This is a genomic window from Candidatus Omnitrophota bacterium (assembly GCA_014728045.1).
GTDB lineage: Bacteria > Omnitrophota > Gorgyraeia > Tantalellales > Tantalellaceae > WJMH01.
The window spans coordinates 150,114-165,170 of the sequence record WJMH01000010.1; the positions used below are offsets into that span (position 1 = coordinate 150,114).

Sequence of the window (15,057 nt, forward strand, 5' to 3'; positions counted from 1 at the left end):
TAGCCCTATTTGTCAGGGAGAGCCCTTGTCAGATAGGGTTTTTTGTTATCGAGCAATATTATGGAGGTATAATGGGAATTCGCCGGTTAAAATCAAAATCGTTCAACAAGCTGATGGTTCTATTAGTTTCGCTGTCTGTCCTGGTCCTTCCGACAGCGTCTCTTGACTGCCAGACTGCGCTCATGCCGCTTCAGAAAGGAATGTGTTACGTCACCTGGGACAAGGACCGTTTCGCCTCCGAATACTCTGATAAGTCCCTCGAAAAACTGTCAAAGCTCGGCGTTGAATATATTTCCTTATGTGTTACGCATTACCAGGAAAAATATAATTCCACAGACATAATCAGAACTGACAAGACCCCCAGCAAAAGAAGTCTGGCGCATGTCATTAAAAAAGCTCATAAACTCGGGATGAAGGTCATGCTTAAACCCCATATAGACCTCATCGATAAATATGACGGGACGTACTGGCGGGCAGACATAGGATTCGCCTGTGAACAGGACTGGGAAAAATGGTTCCGCGAATATGAACGTTTCATACTCGAATACGCCAGCATGTCCAGGCGCCTTGGAGTAGAACTTCTCTGTGTGGGCACAGAACTCTCATTCACCACCCAAAAGGATCCCGAATGGCGCAGGATAATCTCCAGAGTACGCAAGATCTACAAGGGGGAGCTCGTTTACGCGGCCAACTGGGACAATTTCAAGAACATCAATTTCTGGGAGGAACTGGATTATGTCGGTATAGACGCGTACTTTCCCCTCACCTACTCGCCTTCTCCCACTAAAGAAGACCTGAAAAAGGGCTGGGAAAAATGGAAGAACGACATCGAGTCCTGGCAAAAACTCGTAAATAAACCCGTGATATTCACCGAAATAGGATACCCCAGCACCTCACATGCTCCTTATACTCCCTGGAAGGGGGGCACACACGGTAACGCCGATCCGGATATACAGGCCGAATGCTATAGAGCATTCTTCGACACCATGTGGGAAAAAGAATGGCTGGCGGGTATCTACTGGTGGAAGTGGGACACTAACGTGCACGCGGGCGGAAAATACAACCGACAGTTCACCCCGCAGAACAAACCCGCCCAAGAAGTGCTTGAATCTTATTACAGGACCCGAAACAGGCAGACCCATTACGCAATGCGAAAAACACGGGACTGATCCTCTCCATATCCGGCATACAGCAGTTGTCACGAATCTTTCACTTGGTAGCTCCGGGCATCTATGATAAACTGACCCTGACAATGGTTATATCCTGTCTGATCGGATCGGGCGGTGTCATAAATGGCAAAAGTTTTCTTGAAACGCATGAAGAGAATTATCATATTCACTTTTTTAGTGTCCCTTCTGGGACATACAGACGCGGTGCATCCTCAGCAGCGAAAAGATCCCCCGCTCCAGAAAGGGATGAGTTACGTGACCTGGGAGAAGGGTGACTTCCTTTCTCCCCATTCGGACAGTTCGCTGGAAGATCTCGCTTCCACTGGAACAAAATACATAGCCGTCTGCCCTACTTACTACCAGAAAAGACATAATTCAACAAGAATATTTTCCACCGCCCAGACCCCCTCCGATTCAGGCGTAAGACGCGTCATAGAAAAAGCCCGTCAGCTCGGTCTGAGGGTCATGTTAAAACCGCACATAGATATACTCGAAGGCCGTAGTGACGGTTACTGGCGCGCTGACATAGGTTTTACCAGTGATGAAGACTGGCAGAAGTGGTTCGCCGAATATGACAGCTTCATAACCCATTATGCGCTGCTGGCAGAATCCACCGGCGTGGAACTGTTCTGTGTAGGCACCGAACTGGTCTTTACCGCTCAAAAGCTACAGCAGTGGAAACATATCATACAAAAGGTGCGCAATCTTTACAATGGCGAACTAATCTACGCGGCCAACTGGGACAACTACCGGAATATCGGGTTCTGGGACGATCTTGACTATGTCGGCATAGATGCGTATTTTCCCCTTACCTACAGACCCAACCCTTCGGTGACCGAAATAGTCCGGGGTTGGGAAAAATGGAAACAACAGATCCGTGCTTGGCACAAAGGTTATCCTAAACCTATCATCTTCACAGAGATCGGATACGCAAGCACTACCACCGCACCGATGTACCCCTGGGAAGGGGGCAATCACGGTAACGCCGACCTCGCAGTCCAGGCGAACTGCTACAAGGCTTTTTTTGAGACCATATGGGGCTGCAGCTGGCTAAGAGGGGTATATTGGTGGAGATGGGATACCAGCGTCCATGCAGGTGGCAAACACAACCGCCAGTTCACTCCGCAGAATAAACCTGCCCTGCAAATACTCGAAAAATACTTTAAACAAAATGCCAACTAGCGATAAATGGAAAGATTATTCCGGCTTTTCGTTCTTCTCTTTTCTTTTTACGCTCTTCCAATCCTGCAGGTTGCCTTCTTTGTCGAATTCGAGATAAACCTTATCCGCGCCATCTAGAAAATTCTGCGTCCCGGGCTTATATACCCACTGGGAACCTTCTCCGGAGGCCAGAGAGAAAGTAACTACGGGCTCCCCGTATCTTCCGCGTATCCTCTTGGCGGAGGTGCCTTTTTCCAGATCCCCCTCGTCGATCGCCTTCTTCAATGATTCATAGGAACTGGTCTCTTCGGTAAAGTTTTTTTCCATTTCGGCCCTGTCCTTGCCCAGCTGTATGAGGGTACCCAGACCCGTTTTGGATTTAACCCACCTCTGCCGGGCCTCCGCCTGAACGGAGAAAAAGAGACAAACAAGGAGAAAAGATAATACGCAGCATTTTTTGAATATAGTTCCCGTCATCATTTGTCCGATTCCTTTGACCTGCCCTTCCCCTTGCCTTTTTTCTTGCTGTCCAGAAGCGCCTTTTCCAGTATAGTGCGCAGATTATTAAGCTCCGCTCTGGAAAGCAAAAAATGCGCGCGCAGTTTTTTTTCAACGGCCTGCACTTCGAAGATATCATTCTCTTTTATATAACGTATGTTTATCCTCATTTTATGCAATCCCTGATCAATACTGTTTCAGGAGGTTTATCAGTTCCTCTCCTTGTTCCGTGGGCTCTATCTTGTCACTGAATAGTATATCATCAATATCCACATCACCGTAATAGTCTTCGTTAAGATTTTTCATAGGGCCTACGATAGCTCCCTTGAGGCTTACTCCGGCGAAAAGACCCTTAGTCCTGGAATATGAAAAAACTCCAGCCTTGAGCAGTATATCTGTATCCATCTGTGCGTTGCGCCCGACGGGACCCGCGGCGACTGAAGCATCCCCGCCAAGGGTTACGTTATTATGGGAAAAGCTTTCGACTCCCCTTTTGCCCATGATTACGAGTATTATGTCAGCTGCCTGACCTCCGATCTGAAAACCTATGCTGGCGCCGCCGAGCGAAACGAAAACAGGAGGGCTCCATTCGCCCGCGTCGTTCTTCGCCAGAAGTACTCCCTGGCCGTATTGCCCGCCTATACCGAAAGCCCCTTTGATCACAGAGGGATATATCGCGATGCCTGCGCACTTCTTTAAAAGGTCGCTGGGTATCGCAGTATCGGGCATCTGCTGCATCTCTTCCATGACTATTTTCGCGTCCCTGACCCTTCGGTTCAATTTGGAAACGCTGGCCGCCGGAACTTCCTCCGCCACCAACATCAAACAACATAACACTGTTACGAACGCGATCATCTTTTTCAGCATATCATTCTCCTTCCGGTAAGAATACCTCTTTTCTAATCATCGTCACCTTCATCACCAAAATCATAAGAACCGCCCCATATCTTAATTCCCTTGCCCTTTATTAAGGCTTCGGAGACAGTCCTGCGGGCTTTCTTCAGAACCCTTTCGAAAGTTTGCCGTGAGACTTCCATCGAAGAAGCTGCCTCTTTATGCGGCATGGAAAGATAATCGGCTAATCGCAAAGCCTCGAACTCCTCCATCTTCAGTATGATGTTATCGGGTTTACCTCTTTTCCCTCTCGGGCTGAACCGGAAACTTTCCGGTTTTTCCCTTATTATCCTTTTTTTCTTGGGCCTACCATCCCTCATCCGCATACCTCACCTACAAAAGTTCGGCGGCAAGCGACGCCAACGAACTTCTCTCGCTTTTGGCAAAGGTCATATGGCCGAACATTTTCTGGCCCTTCATTTTTTCCACGCAGTATGTCAGACCATTGCTGGAGGAATCGAGATACGGGTTATCTATCTGATAGGGATCGCCCGTCAGGACCATCTTGGTATGATTCCCCGCCCGGCTTATGACCGTTTTTACCTCGTGGGGCGTCATGTTCTGCGCCTCGTCGATGATTATGAACCGGTCGGGTATACTGCGCCCCCTCATGAAGGTCATCGCTTCCAGCTCAATGATCTCGTCCTTTATGTATTTCTCTATCTGGGTCTTGACCTTGACCTTTGTATCACGATCCTTTTTTTCCGCGTTAAGGATGAATTCCAGATTGTCGTAGATGGGCCCCATCCAGCTCTCGAGCTTTTCTTCCTTGGTGCCCGGCAGGTAGCCGATGTCCTTTCCAAGGGGCATTACCGGTCTTGATATAAGCAAACCTCCGTAGGACTTGTCCTTAACTACCTTCTGAAGCCCGGCGGCTATGGCCAGAAGCGTCTTACCGGTGCCTGCCGGACCCACCAAGGTCACCAGATTTATGTCGTTGTTCAAAAGCAGCTCCGTGGCCATGGCCTGTTCCTTGTTGCGGGGCCGTATCGACATCACACATGTCTTATTGAAAATAAGCGGCATCAATATGCCGAACTCCTCTTTATACCTGCCTATCGCTGTATGTTTGGGCTCATCCCTGTCCACAAGAAGGGCGAACTCATTTGGAAAGAACTCCCCTTCCTTTACTTCGTATTTTTTCTGTTTATAAAATTCGTCTATCTCGCTTCTTTTAACCTCCATAGGATGCCACCCCGGATAAAGATGCTCCAGATCGACCTTGTTCTTTTCAAAATCAACCGCCTTAACGCCCAAGGCATCCGCTTTTATCCTGGCGTTAATATCCTTTGACACGAATATGACCTGTTCTCCTTTTTCCTTATGTATATAAGCAGCTAAGAGTATCCTGTTGTCGGCGATATCATCCGAAAGTCCGGTCTCGGCGACCTTCTCATAATCGACACCTGTTGCCACCTTGAGTATCCCTCCGTTATCAAGCGGCATCCCTTCCCCGGGCGCTCCCTTCTTGCGCATCTTGTCCAGCATGCGTATGGCGATCCTCGCGTTCCTGCCTTTTTCATCGTGGCTTTTTTTGAAAGTATCGAGTTCTTCAAGAACCTCTATGGGCAAAAGAACGATATTATCTCCGAAAGAAACCAGAGAATTGGGATTATGCAAAATAACATTGGTATCCAGCACGAATATCTTTTTCATGGTCTCCTTTTCCGTTATCAGCTTTGTTTAAAGGACTTTCTTAACAAGAGATGCAACTTTCCTGCCCAGAGCACGGCACTGCATTTCGACGCGGTCATCCGGCTCGCCTATTGAAACCGGGCCATAATGGTCTCCCGAATGTTCCCCCTGGATGATCATCCCGTGGATGAGCATGGCATCCAATATCCCGGTTATGGTAGTTTCGTTACCTCCGCCTATGTTCGCCGCTGAAGTAAAGGCGGCACCTACCTTACCTGACAATTTTCCATGAAAAGCCACTGAATCATCTAAGAACTTCTTGACCTGATATGCCATTAGCCCGTAATAGGTCGGTGAACCGATTATCAAGGCATCGTAATCGAGAGCTTCCTTGGCCGGGAAATCCTCGATTTTCTTAAGAACCACCTGCACGTCCTGTTCCATCTTAGCGCCCTCCTCGACAAGCTTTGCCATGCTTTCGGTGTTACCTGTCTTGGAATAATATACGACAGCTATCTTTTTCATCCGTTGCCTCCCCTCGTATGTCTGTTATCTGCGGTCAGTTTACAACTGATTATTATACGCCAATTGACGGATATTATATAATATTTTTATCGGCATTTCTATTCGCACAGTGATTTATACATCTGAGCGAATATCTTCAATCGACCTTAACGTAGCGGTAACTCTGCCGAAAGGTATGCGGACCACACCGTACAGTGGATATCTGTTCTTATCCGCCGAGAAGTACATCCAGGCTCTGCCTTTTTTCACCCTTTGCCCCTTAAGCTGGGCATACGGCCTGACCTTAAAAGCCGGGAACTTGCCCAGATGGCGCAGCTCAACGACGTCTATTGCTTCCACCCTGGCGTAGAGGTCGTAGTTCTTTTCATTAAGGTTGACGGTTATATGCACCTTTTTCCCGATCTCCACGGGCAATGTCATGAAATAGCACATGGCACTGAGCGGATCCTGAACGTTCTCGGTTATATCACACTTTTTAACCGATCCATCGGTAAGGTTGGTGTATTCGGCCTGCATCTTATCGAAATCATATTCAACGATAACGTGCTTTCTGTAGTTTCCTTCTTTACGGTCGGCTTCATAGCGCCTGCTGGTGATCGTCTCAGCGTCGACATAAGAGATATAAGTATCTTCCACCCTGTAGATTTTAGAAAGGAACTTGTTGGATTCGGTGACGAGTTTTACCACATGAACATCACGCCCTCTGTATTTCTTTATATCTCGCGTTTCAGTTATGATGTTCCCAACGGGTATACCGTTCCAGGCTATCAGATAAGTGAGCCTTTTCCCTGTGTGGAAACGGTTTTTCGTGGATATGTCGCTGATCGCCTTATCCGAGGAAATATCCTCGTGTGTGGAGAGCTTATCCACCCTGCCGGTACTCGCGCACCCCTGAAGAAGAAAGATCAGGCAGGCCAAAAGCAATATGTTCTGGGTTTTTTTCATAGGTTATATTATAATCAAAATCATATTCATAAACAAGATAGGAGGGTCTATGGATTTTCTTGAACTGGCAAAAACAAGGCGAAGCATCCGTTCTTATCAAGATCGTGCAATACCGCATAGCGATCTTGAGCTTTGCGTCGAGGCCGCACGCCTGGCTCCTTCAGCCTGCAACTCGCAACCCTGGAAATTCATCGTGGTCGAAGATCCGGACACTAAAAACAAGATATCGGAAAAAGCTTTCTCAGGACTTTACCAGATGAATTCATTCGCCAAGAAAGCTGCATCTTACATAGTTATCGTGGCGGAGAAGATGAAATTCCCGGCCTGGTGCGGCAACAAACTCAGAAAGACGGATTTCCGCAGGATCGACATAGGTACAGCCTGCGATCATCTGGTTCTCCAGGCACAGGAACTCGGCATAGGTACCTGCATACTGGGCTGGTTCAACGAAAAAGAGATCAGGAAGATACTTTCTGTCCCCCGCACGAAAAAGATCGAACTTGTTATTTCCATGGGTTATCCTTCGGCAAGCCCCACACACACTAAAGAGCTCAAACAAAAGAGCGATGCGGTAAGTTTCAACAAGTACTCTTCGTCAGAATAAAAAAAGCCCATCTCAACTTAACATCGAGATGGGCTTTGTGTTAAAGTCCATTTTTATTTGGTCGTCATTGAAGATGTATCGTCTTCCGGATACCAGAAGGTGGCTATGCGCCATATGCCCCCTACGAACCTTGCTATACCCCTGCCGACATCGTCATTGGTCTTCGCGGTACAGTCAGAATATGCCGGAGATCCCTTTGTGCCGGTTTCATCTATGCTGTCAGGTGTCTCTATCTGACCGTATACTATCTCGTCCAGCCCATCTCCGATGTTCTTCAACGGTTCGTTCCTGGAAGCGAATGCGTTTACGTTAAAAGCTATAACGAATATAACAAAAAGTATTAAAACCTTTTTCATCTCCACCCCCTTTTATCTTTTGTTGAAGTATATATTATATAATATGAATTGTCAAGAGAGAGCCCTTACCAGAAAAAACGGACCCTCGCTACAAAAGATCCGCGAACTTTAAAGCAGCGATGGTCTTCGCATCGGTTATCAGGCCCTTTCGGAACCTCTTACATATCTGGCTGCGGGTCATGAGCCTCACGCTGATTATCTCATCCTCTTCTTTTTTCTGGTCCTTTTTTTCCTCGCACCAGATGCGATAGATGTGTATCTTCTCGTTACAAAAACCGGGCGTCGTGTATATATATCCCAGTCTTTCTATTCTTTTGGCTATATACCCGGTCTCCTCGCGGATCTCCCTCTTCGCACAAGTCCCGGGCTTCTCCCCGGCATCAAGAGTACCCGCGGGAAGTTCCCATATATACTTATCTATGACCGGCCTGTACTGGCGGATCATAACAACTTTCTGCTTGACCAGGGGGACTATAACTGCCGCACCGGGATGGTGCACCTTTTCGAGGTAGGTTTTTTTGCCGTTGGGCAGTTTCTGGTGTTTACTGAAGACCTTGATAAGGCGCCCGTCAAAGACTTTTTTCTCATTCCTGCTCACTTGGGCTTTCTCCCAGCCTTTCGATCTCCAGATTCAGGACTTTCAGCATTACGACCTTTTCCAGGTATTTAAGACTGAAAGGTTTGATAACGTAATCATCAGCCCCCAGACTGAACGCCTCTTCTATAACATCTTCATCGGCGACACTGGTCATCATGATGACACGAATATCAGGGGCGATCTCCTTTATCTCTTTAAGTACCTCTATCCCGTCCTTTCCCCAACCTAAACGTACATCCAGAAGAACAAGTTCGGGTTTTTCCTCGGCAACAAGCTTTATGGCTTTCTTGCCGCTGGTCGCCTGCAAGACGTCGTATTCTTTTATAGTGAAGAAATCATAGAGGAATGAAACGATCCCGACCTGATCGTCTACTACCAGTATCTTATGCTTTTTCGCTGACTTATGCTCGTTCATTGAATTGCCCCTAAGTATAAACCTGAAGGGTCTTATTAATAATATATAATATCATGTTTAAGTATACATAACCTATCCCGTATTTTCAAGTTTTGCGGTTATTGCGAGGCCGACGCAGGTGTCTATAAAAAAAAGAAGAAGCCCCGTGGCTCCTTCTTTTTCCCCTACCGGTTATATCTTTGCGTTTATTTCTTCAGAAACTCGAGAACAGCTTCCTGCTTCTTCTGATCCCATTCCTTTTTGAAATCGGACCTGTGCTTTGTCTTCAAAGCGGGCATAATTGTGTATGTGCTCCTCAGCCCGGGACCGGCGGTATTACGGATCTTTTCATTACCGTCGATCGGTGTAACTCTGAATAAAAGAGCGGTAAAAACGAGAAATGTCATGGTCGTGTATACCGCGCATTTCTTCATCCTGTGCGACCAGAGAGATGCCGTCTTGCAACCCATCTCTACACCGAAATCCATATCCCCGCGCAGATACTCTCCCGCTATATTCGTAGCTTCCTCCTTGTCGGAAGCCTCACATATAAGTTCTATTACAGTTCTGTATTTCATCCGTCTACCTCCTGAGAAACAACTCATCTTACTTTCTTTACATTTACAATTTTACATGGTAGATCGGCCCTAGTCAACTTACTTTTTTAAACCTTAACGTTTGTAGCAGTAAATGGTAAAAAATACCCCAAATACTCTGTATTTGGGGTATAAATAACTTTTATTGATTTAACTTATACGTTATTTGAGAAGTTCTATTACCTCGGAATGTATACTGGCATTTGTTGCGACCACGCTGTTCTGGAAAATATCAAACATCTCGCCGCTCATATTCGTTACCTTGCCACCCGCTTCGGTCACCATTAGCTGTCCGGCAGCAGTATCCCATGGATGCAGTCCCATTTCCCAGAAACCGTCAAATATCCCGCAGGCAACATAACAAAGGTCGAGCGCCGCGGATCCGGCCCGTCTTACGGCCTGAGCGTGCTGAAGCATTCTGCCGAAATAAGAAACATTCTCCTTCTTGGTCTGTATATTGTAAGCGAAACCCGTCGCTATCAAAGAGTCTTTAACGGCTTGCGCACCGGAAACCTTTATCGGCATCCCGTTAAGGAAAGCACCCGAACCATCTATGGCAGTAAAAAGCTCGTCACGGGAAGGATCATACACTACACCGGCGATGACTTTTTTCCCGTACAAGACGCCTATGGAAACGCAGAAAAAAGGGAACGAGTGCGTGTAATTCGTAGTACCGTCAAGCGGGTCTATGACCCACCTGAAAACACTGCCCGCGTCTTCTTCCCCGCTCTCTTCGGCGAGGATCGAATGTTCGGGAAATTCGTTTTTTATCCTGCTGATGATGATCTTCTCAGAACCCTTGTCTACATCTGTTACAAGATCGTTGATCCCGCTCTTGTGTGAGACTTCCTTCAGGCGGCCCATGTGCTTAAGTACATATTCGCCGGCTTCTTTCGCGACATTCTCGGCCACTTCCTTGATTTTATTCATTTCCTGCATTTATTTACTCCCTACTATATAGACCTTGTCGCCTCTTCTTGTCTTCTTTTTAACCCTTATAGCAACTTCCTTGCCTCTTGCAGCTTTTTCAACCGGGTCATGGTCTATCTGCATGGATATGACCTTATCGGTAAAATCCGTGGTATGGCCCTTGACCCTTATATCGTCCCCCAGCGTTATCCCATTCTTTTTAACTTTCACGACTGCGGCTTTAACCTTACGGAAATAATGTATCACGTCACCTACAAACAGTTCCTCGGTTTTCTTCCTGCTAGCTCCTCCAAAAAGACCGAATACCATGACGCACCTCCTCATGAAAAAAGAATGTAAAGACTCACTTTAAAAGTATACCTAAAGGGCATTCGTTACACAAAGGATTATTCTTTTTACAGTATGACTTAGCGGTCTCGACCAGAAGGGCATGGAACTGGTTGAGCCTGGCCACTTCCATCGGAAAATTCTCTTCCACGAGGGTCTTAACGTCTTCATAACGGGCGTTCTCGCTAATAAGGCCGTGTCTGGAAAATATCCGTCTAGTATAAGCGTCCACGACAAACACGGGCTTTTCGAGAGCGTACAAAAGGATCGAATCGGCGGTTTCAGGTCCGATCCCCTTGACCGAAAGAAGCAGCTGTCTCATTTCGGAAGATTCTCTTTTTTTTAGAAGGCTTAACCTTCCCCCGCATTCATCCATCACGAAACGGCACATCCGCTTCAGTCGATCGGCTTTTATGCGGAAATAACCCGCGGGGCGGATGAGGCCTTCAAGCTTTTCCAGGTCGGCCCCAAGCAGCTTGCCGGGCGTCAAAAGCCCGTGCTTTCTCAGACTGCGTATGGCTTTGACAACATTGGACCATGCGGTATTCTGGGTAAGAACAGTACCGACCATTACCTCGAAACCGGATCTGGCCGGCCACCACCTTAGATCACCGAAATGCCTGTTCAACAGCTCATATATCCTTGAAAGCTCTCTACTGGTACGTTTCATCGGTTTATGGAAGAGGATCCTTGCCTCCGGGCCATCTCGATCCGTTCATTTATCGGAGGATGATTGTACATGAATATCTTCTTGAGGAAAGATGGGTCGATTTCAGCAAGATTCATGTCCGCGAGCTTGCTCATCACGCGAATGAAACTGTCCGGATTACCGGTGATCCTGAGGGTAAAACTGTCGGCCTGCTTCTCCAGCAGACGTGAGAACCAGTTCTGTACGGGAAGAAGCACCAGACCGAAGCCCAGCATCAATAGAACCAGCAAGGGCAGTATATAAATATCTGAAAGCCCTGAAGCGCCGGTAACGGCAACGATCCGCCCGGCGACCCTGGAAAGCAAAAAGAATCCCGCGAACGTCACCAGGGATGAAAAAGCCAGAAGCTGCCAGATATGCAGGTATTTCTGGTGTCCCAGTTCGTGCGCCACTACCGCTTCAACCTCATCCGGTTCAAATCCGTTCACCAGGGTATCAGCGAGTATGACCTTTCTTGTTGAGCCAAGCCCCACCAAAGCGGCATTGGCCTTTGATGTCTTACGGCTGAAGTCTATCTGGCAGACCTGGGTAAGTTTGATGTGCGTTTTTTTCGCGAGCGACATTATCCTCTTTTTTAGAGAATCGTCTTCTATTGGAGAGTATCTGTAGAAAAGCGGTATAAGCACCACAGGCATTATCCGGGTAAGAAAAACGGAAAAGAATATCCACACCGCCGCTGCTATAAGCCACCAGTATATCGGGAAATTCCTGAGTATCAGATAAAAACCCTCTATGCAGGCCGCATAAAGAAAGAACGACAACAGCACCGATTTGACTTCATCCCACAGCCAGCCTCCCAGATCCTGCCTGGAAAGACCAAAATCTCTTTCGACCAGAAAGGATCCATAAAAATTAAGCGGCAGGCCCACCATATAAACGAAAGCAAGGAACGCGGCAAGATAAATCAGGCAGGCGAGGTAAAAGTTCTCATGCAAACCAAACGCGAAACGGGATACGGGGCGTGACAGTATAAACTGAAACGCCCCGATCGCTACCACCGAAAGGAAAATATCCGCGACGAACAATCTGGTCTTGATCGCGGAGTATCTTTTTGATTTCTCCCGGGAACTTTCGCCGCTCATGTCCTGGAGTTTACCTCCGCAAGGGCCTTCTGAGCCTGTTCCCGCACATTGCTTGATTCTGCTTTCAGAAGGGATTCAAGTAGGGGCTTCTCGTTTTCCCCCCCCATTCTTCCAACTACCTTTATGGATGCCAGTATTACCGAGAGGTGCTCATCATCTAAATGTTCTTTTGCGACCTCCAGAGCCAAAGGACTTTTCCTGTCAGCAAGCGCGATAATCGCGCGGCTGGCGATCCTCGGATCATAGTCATTAGCTTCTCTCGCGAGGATTTCATCAGCACCTTGGACCTTCATCCTGCCTACTTTCTCGACAGCAAGCATTCGCACTCCCAGATCCGGGTCTCTCATCATCGCGACAACAGGCTTAAGACAATCCTGCGTGCCTATATTGGCAAGTGCCATCACAACAGCCCGGCGCACATTAGGATCATAGTCTCTGACTAGCTGTGAAAGATATGGAACAGCTCTCTGGTCCCTTATTTTACCCAAGGCCACCACCGCGCACATGCGAATGCGGGGGTCAGCATCGCCCAGAACGCTAAGGAAAAGGTCAGCATCCTCCTCGGGAGCTATCCTGGCAAGCGCTCTAATAGCGTTATACCGCACCTCAGGATAATAATCAGTGGTTAACTGCCTTAACGCTTCTATTGAGGCCTCCTTGCTCGCTATGACGCTGAGTGTGCGTGCCGCCTCCTTGCGTACCCTGTGATTCCTGTCCTTAAGAGCTTCCATTACCTCATCCTCGGCACTGGGATCATCAATATCGGCAATAACTCTTAGCGCGGCCACCTTGGCGGATTCGTTGTCCTTCTGTTCGAGTACCGGCAGAAGGTACTTCGTGGCTTCAGTACCATAAGTAGCCAGATCCCTCTGGGCGTCTATCCTTGTCCGCTTCTTGTAAAGCTGGGAAACAAGGCGTTTTATCTTGTACTCCTTGCCCTTGGTATGAGTGAACGTGGGTTTACCCAGAAAAGCATGAGCCGACTGGTGTGCGCCCACCAGGGAAACCATTAATACAGCTAGTAATAATTTTTTGGCCATGTGAACTACCCCCTTTTTTACCGAAGCCGGCTTTTACTTTTTCCTGACGGTTTTCTTCTTTTTAGCTGACTGCTTGCCTGCCCTGGTAAGCTGCCTTTTTTTCTTCGCGGCCTCGGAATCTATTTTCTTTAGTTTCTTTCTGTATTTATCCAGATCCGCATCAGTGATACCCCCCTTGTCGATCTTGCCGGCAACTTCCTTGCCTATATCGTAATACAGTTTCTCCTTCTGCAGGTTCTTCATCTGTATCTCGATATGGGTCTCAGCGACCCTGTACATCTTGGAGATGTCCTTTTCGGCAGCTTTCATAGCGTTCGAGATCTGTTCTCCGGCTTTCCTGACAACCGGTTCGTACTGCTTCATGATCTTACTGAAATCTGTCTTTTTCTTCACCATTTTTCCTCCCTTATTTGACAAACTATTCCGGTTCCTCGAAATATTCTTCTCTATTATACCTGTATCTACAGATACCTCTTTTACTGCCTTCGATGAAAGAAGCCAGGTGAAGCGCTTCCTCCGAAGTGAAATCTTCCCTGATCTTCTTGAGGGCCTCCTTTTCGGGGACCGCCGAATAAAAGAGCAGCTTATACGCCTCTTTGAGCTCTTTGAGGGCTTCCCTTTTTATCCTGGCACGCCGTATACCTATGAGGTTGAGCCCCCTTATGGTGGAAGGGCCCCTTACGAGCATATAAGGCGGGACATCCTTATTAACGCCTGTAAAACCGCCTATCATGGCAAGCTTGCCTATCCGGCAGAACTGGTGGAATACAACATTACCGGATATGAACACATTGTCCTCGACCAGTACGTGGCCCGCCAGCAAGGCAGAATTGGCGATGATGACATTATTCCCTATTTGGCAGTTATGCCCGATATGGCTCTGCACCATGAGAAAATTATTATCGCCCACCGTCGTCGATGAACCTTTGTCGGTCCCTCTGTGTATGGTAACGTACTCCCTTATGACATTATTTTTGCCGATCTTTGTAAAGGTCTCAGACCCGTCATAGTTATAATCCTGGGGTTCATTGCCTATAACGGCGCCCGCATGAATAACAGTACCTTCACCTATTTCAGTACCCTTATAGATACAGGCATATGGCCCCACCTTGACACCCGGACCGATCTTGACCTTTTCCTCTATGATAACACCCGGACCGATCTCCACCGAAGGATCGACCTCCGCTGCCTTATCGACCATTGCTGTTTTGTGTATACCCATTTACGTCTGTTCCTTCCTGTTCTTATCCAACTGATCAACCAGATCGTTTATCACGCCCGCTATCGGGTGAAGATCATGATCCTCGTTGATCTGGAGCCTGACAGAATAATCCCCTTCATCTATCCTTTTAATATCCTCCTCAAGACGCTCGAGGGGCGCTACGAACCTGTAAGAGAGAACCACAGCCCAGGTTAAGAGGATGATGAAGACCACCGGAAGCCCTACCGCGAGAATAAAGTTGATCCTCTCGATAACAGGCATCAGGTCCCTGGCGATAACATCCGGAAGAGCTATCTGTTCCGCCATGATATTGAGGGTGAGATAATAAAGGCAACCCCCCACAAAAACCGTCGGGATTATCATAGAAAGGAT

The 15,057-nt window shown here is 47.6% G+C and carries 22 protein-coding genes; 3 read left to right on the forward strand and 19 right to left on the reverse strand.

Annotation, left to right across the window (positions count from 1 at the left end; genetic code table 11):
- The first annotated feature begins 113 nt into the window (after positions 1-113).
- Both GF409_03305 and GF409_03310 read left to right on the forward strand, forming a co-directional pair.
- On the forward strand, positions 114-1,169 hold the full coding sequence (locus GF409_03305) for a hypothetical protein (protein ID MBD3426242.1): 1,056 nt from the start codon (positions 114-116) through the stop codon (positions 1,167-1,169).
- A gap of 123 nt (positions 1,170-1,292) precedes the next feature.
- Complete coding sequence (locus GF409_03310) at positions 1,293-2,351, forward strand: hypothetical protein (protein MBD3426243.1); 1,059 nt, start codon at positions 1,293-1,295, stop codon at positions 2,349-2,351.
- Positions 2,352-2,366: 15 nt separating this feature from the next.
- Here GF409_03310 and GF409_03315 read toward each other — a convergent pair whose 3' ends face one another.
- The 7 genes from GF409_03315 to GF409_03345 form a co-directional block, all read right to left on the reverse strand.
- A complete protein-coding gene (locus tag GF409_03315; protein MBD3426244.1) occupies positions 2,367-2,810 on the reverse strand; it encodes a hypothetical protein in 444 nt (147 codons plus the stop codon).
- Positions 2,807-2,998 carry a hypothetical protein gene (locus tag GF409_03320; GenBank protein MBD3426245.1) on the reverse strand — a complete coding sequence of 64 codons (192 nt, stop codon included), beginning with the start codon at positions 2,996-2,998 and terminating at the stop codon, positions 2,807-2,809. The genes GF409_03315 and GF409_03320 overlap by 4 nt, the downstream gene beginning before the upstream one ends.
- A gap of 16 nt (positions 2,999-3,014) precedes the next feature.
- Positions 3,015-3,695: a hypothetical protein gene (locus tag GF409_03325; GenBank protein ID MBD3426246.1), complete on the reverse strand. Its 681-nt coding sequence runs from the start codon at positions 3,693-3,695 to the stop codon at positions 3,015-3,017.
- Between the two features lie 32 nt (positions 3,696-3,727).
- Positions 3,728-4,048, reverse strand: a complete 321-nt coding sequence (locus tag GF409_03330; GenBank protein MBD3426247.1) for a DUF134 domain-containing protein — start codon at positions 4,046-4,048, stop codon at positions 3,728-3,730.
- A 7-nt stretch (positions 4,049-4,055) separates the two neighbouring features.
- Positions 4,056-5,378: an AAA family ATPase gene (locus GF409_03335; GenBank protein ID MBD3426248.1), complete on the reverse strand. Its 1,323-nt coding sequence runs from the start codon at positions 5,376-5,378 to the stop codon at positions 4,056-4,058.
- Between the two features lie 27 nt (positions 5,379-5,405).
- Positions 5,406-5,882: a flavodoxin family protein gene (locus GF409_03340; GenBank protein MBD3426249.1), complete on the reverse strand. Its 477-nt coding sequence runs from the start codon at positions 5,880-5,882 to the stop codon at positions 5,406-5,408.
- A 114-nt stretch (positions 5,883-5,996) separates the two neighbouring features.
- The gene (locus GF409_03345) at positions 5,997-6,827 is read right to left on the reverse strand and encodes a DUF3108 domain-containing protein (protein MBD3426250.1); all 831 of its coding nucleotides are present in this window, start codon (positions 6,825-6,827) and stop codon (positions 5,997-5,999) included.
- On the opposite strand from GF409_03345, the gene GF409_03350 reads away from it, so the two are divergent.
- The gene (locus GF409_03350; GenBank protein MBD3426251.1) at positions 6,808-7,431 is read left to right on the forward strand and encodes an NAD(P)H nitroreductase; all 624 of its coding nucleotides are present in this window, start codon (positions 6,808-6,810) and stop codon (positions 7,429-7,431) included. The two genes, GF409_03345 and GF409_03350, sit on opposite strands and share 20 nt — an antisense overlap.
- 53 nt (positions 7,432-7,484) lie before the next feature.
- Here the strand turns inward: GF409_03350 and GF409_03355 are convergent, their stop codons facing one another.
- From GF409_03355 to GF409_03410, 12 genes are all read right to left on the reverse strand, one after another.
- Positions 7,485-7,787 (reverse strand): hypothetical protein, encoded by a 303-nt coding sequence (locus tag GF409_03355; protein MBD3426252.1) that lies wholly within the window; start codon positions 7,785-7,787, stop codon positions 7,485-7,487.
- Positions 7,788-7,875: 88 nt separating this feature from the next.
- A complete protein-coding gene (locus tag GF409_03360; protein ID MBD3426253.1) occupies positions 7,876-8,418 on the reverse strand; it encodes an NUDIX domain-containing protein in 543 nt (180 codons plus the stop codon).
- Positions 8,372-8,800 carry a response regulator gene (locus GF409_03365; GenBank protein ID MBD3426254.1) on the reverse strand — a complete coding sequence of 143 codons (429 nt, stop codon included), beginning with the start codon at positions 8,798-8,800 and terminating at the stop codon, positions 8,372-8,374. The genes GF409_03360 and GF409_03365 overlap by 47 nt, the downstream gene beginning before the upstream one ends.
- 185 nt (positions 8,801-8,985) lie before the next feature.
- Positions 8,986-9,357 (reverse strand): hypothetical protein, encoded by a 372-nt coding sequence (locus GF409_03370; protein MBD3426255.1) that lies wholly within the window; start codon positions 9,355-9,357, stop codon positions 8,986-8,988.
- Positions 9,358-9,537: 180 nt separating this feature from the next.
- Positions 9,538-10,305: an inositol monophosphatase gene (locus GF409_03375; GenBank protein MBD3426256.1), complete on the reverse strand. Its 768-nt coding sequence runs from the start codon at positions 10,303-10,305 to the stop codon at positions 9,538-9,540.
- 9 nt (positions 10,306-10,314) lie between these two features.
- Entirely contained in the window at positions 10,315-10,614 is a 300-nt protein-coding gene (locus GF409_03380) for a translation elongation factor-like protein (protein ID MBD3426257.1), read from the reverse strand.
- A gap of 34 nt (positions 10,615-10,648) precedes the next feature.
- Entirely contained in the window at positions 10,649-11,302 is a 654-nt protein-coding gene (locus tag GF409_03385) for a hypothetical protein (protein ID MBD3426258.1), read from the reverse strand.
- A complete protein-coding gene (locus tag GF409_03390; protein ID MBD3426259.1) occupies positions 11,299-12,423 on the reverse strand; it encodes a M48 family metalloprotease in 1,125 nt (374 codons plus the stop codon). The genes GF409_03385 and GF409_03390 overlap by 4 nt, the downstream gene beginning before the upstream one ends.
- Positions 12,420-13,463, reverse strand: coding sequence for a hypothetical protein (locus GF409_03395; GenBank protein MBD3426260.1), 1,044 nt, complete (start codon positions 13,461-13,463; stop codon positions 12,420-12,422). Before GF409_03395 ends, GF409_03390 begins: the two co-directional genes overlap by 4 nt.
- A gap of 33 nt (positions 13,464-13,496) precedes the next feature.
- On the reverse strand, positions 13,497-13,859 hold the full coding sequence (locus GF409_03400) for a hypothetical protein (protein MBD3426261.1): 363 nt from the start codon (positions 13,857-13,859) through the stop codon (positions 13,497-13,499).
- 22 nt (positions 13,860-13,881) lie between these two features.
- Positions 13,882-14,685 (reverse strand): acyl-ACP--UDP-N-acetylglucosamine O-acyltransferase, encoded by an 804-nt coding sequence (lpxA, locus tag GF409_03405; protein ID MBD3426262.1) that lies wholly within the window; start codon positions 14,683-14,685, stop codon positions 13,882-13,884.
- Positions 14,686-15,048 carry a HAMP domain-containing protein gene (locus GF409_03410; protein ID MBD3426263.1) on the reverse strand — a complete coding sequence of 121 codons (363 nt, stop codon included), beginning with the start codon at positions 15,046-15,048 and terminating at the stop codon, positions 14,686-14,688.
- Positions 15,049-15,057: the final 9 nt, after the last annotated feature.

Coding starts and splice junctions, on each gene's coding strand:
- GF409_03305 (MBD3426242.1), top strand. CDS start 114: ATGGTTCTATTAGTTTCGCTGTCTGTCCTGGTCCTTCCGACAGCGTCT.
- GF409_03310 (MBD3426243.1), top strand. CDS start 1,293: ATGGCAAAAGTTTTCTTGAAACGCATGAAGAGAATTATCATATTCACT.
- GF409_03315 (MBD3426244.1), bottom strand. CDS start 2,810: ATGATGACGGGAACTATATTCAAAAAATGCTGCGTATTATCTTTTCTC.
- GF409_03320 (MBD3426245.1), bottom strand. CDS start 2,998: ATGAGGATAAACATACGTTATATAAAAGAGAATGATATCTTCGAAGTG.
- GF409_03325 (MBD3426246.1), bottom strand. CDS start 3,695: ATGCTGAAAAAGATGATCGCGTTCGTAACAGTGTTATGTTGTTTGATG.
- GF409_03330 (MBD3426247.1), bottom strand. CDS start 4,048: ATGCGGATGAGGGATGGTAGGCCCAAGAAAAAAAGGATAATAAGGGAA.
- GF409_03335 (MBD3426248.1), bottom strand. CDS start 5,378: ATGAAAAAGATATTCGTGCTGGATACCAATGTTATTTTGCATAATCCC.
- GF409_03340 (MBD3426249.1), bottom strand. CDS start 5,882: ATGAAAAAGATAGCTGTCGTATATTATTCCAAGACAGGTAACACCGAA.
- GF409_03350 (MBD3426251.1), top strand. CDS start 6,808: ATGTTCTGGGTTTTTTTCATAGGTTATATTATAATCAAAATCATATTC.
- GF409_03345 (MBD3426250.1), bottom strand. CDS start 6,827: ATGAAAAAAACCCAGAACATATTGCTTTTGGCCTGCCTGATCTTTCTT.
- GF409_03355 (MBD3426252.1), bottom strand. CDS start 7,787: ATGAAAAAGGTTTTAATACTTTTTGTTATATTCGTTATAGCTTTTAAC.
- GF409_03365 (MBD3426254.1), bottom strand. CDS start 8,800: ATGAACGAGCATAAGTCAGCGAAAAAGCATAAGATACTGGTAGTAGAC.
- GF409_03370 (MBD3426255.1), bottom strand. CDS start 9,357: ATGAAATACAGAACTGTAATAGAACTTATATGTGAGGCTTCCGACAAG.
- GF409_03375 (MBD3426256.1), bottom strand. CDS start 10,305: ATGAATAAAATCAAGGAAGTGGCCGAGAATGTCGCGAAAGAAGCCGGC.
- GF409_03380 (MBD3426257.1), bottom strand. CDS start 10,614: ATGGTATTCGGTCTTTTTGGAGGAGCTAGCAGGAAGAAAACCGAGGAA.
- GF409_03385 (MBD3426258.1), bottom strand. CDS start 11,302: ATGAAACGTACCAGTAGAGAGCTTTCAAGGATATATGAGCTGTTGAAC.
- GF409_03390 (MBD3426259.1), bottom strand. CDS start 12,423: ATGAGCGGCGAAAGTTCCCGGGAGAAATCAAAAAGATACTCCGCGATC.
- GF409_03395 (MBD3426260.1), bottom strand. CDS start 13,463: ATGGCCAAAAAATTATTACTAGCTGTATTAATGGTTTCCCTGGTGGGC.
- GF409_03400 (MBD3426261.1), bottom strand. CDS start 13,859: ATGGTGAAGAAAAAGACAGATTTCAGTAAGATCATGAAGCAGTACGAA.
- lpxA (MBD3426262.1), bottom strand. CDS start 14,685: ATGGGTATACACAAAACAGCAATGGTCGATAAGGCAGCGGAGGTCGAT.
- GF409_03410 (MBD3426263.1), bottom strand. CDS start 15,048: ATGATAATCCCGACGGTTTTTGTGGGGGGTTGCCTTTATTATCTCACC.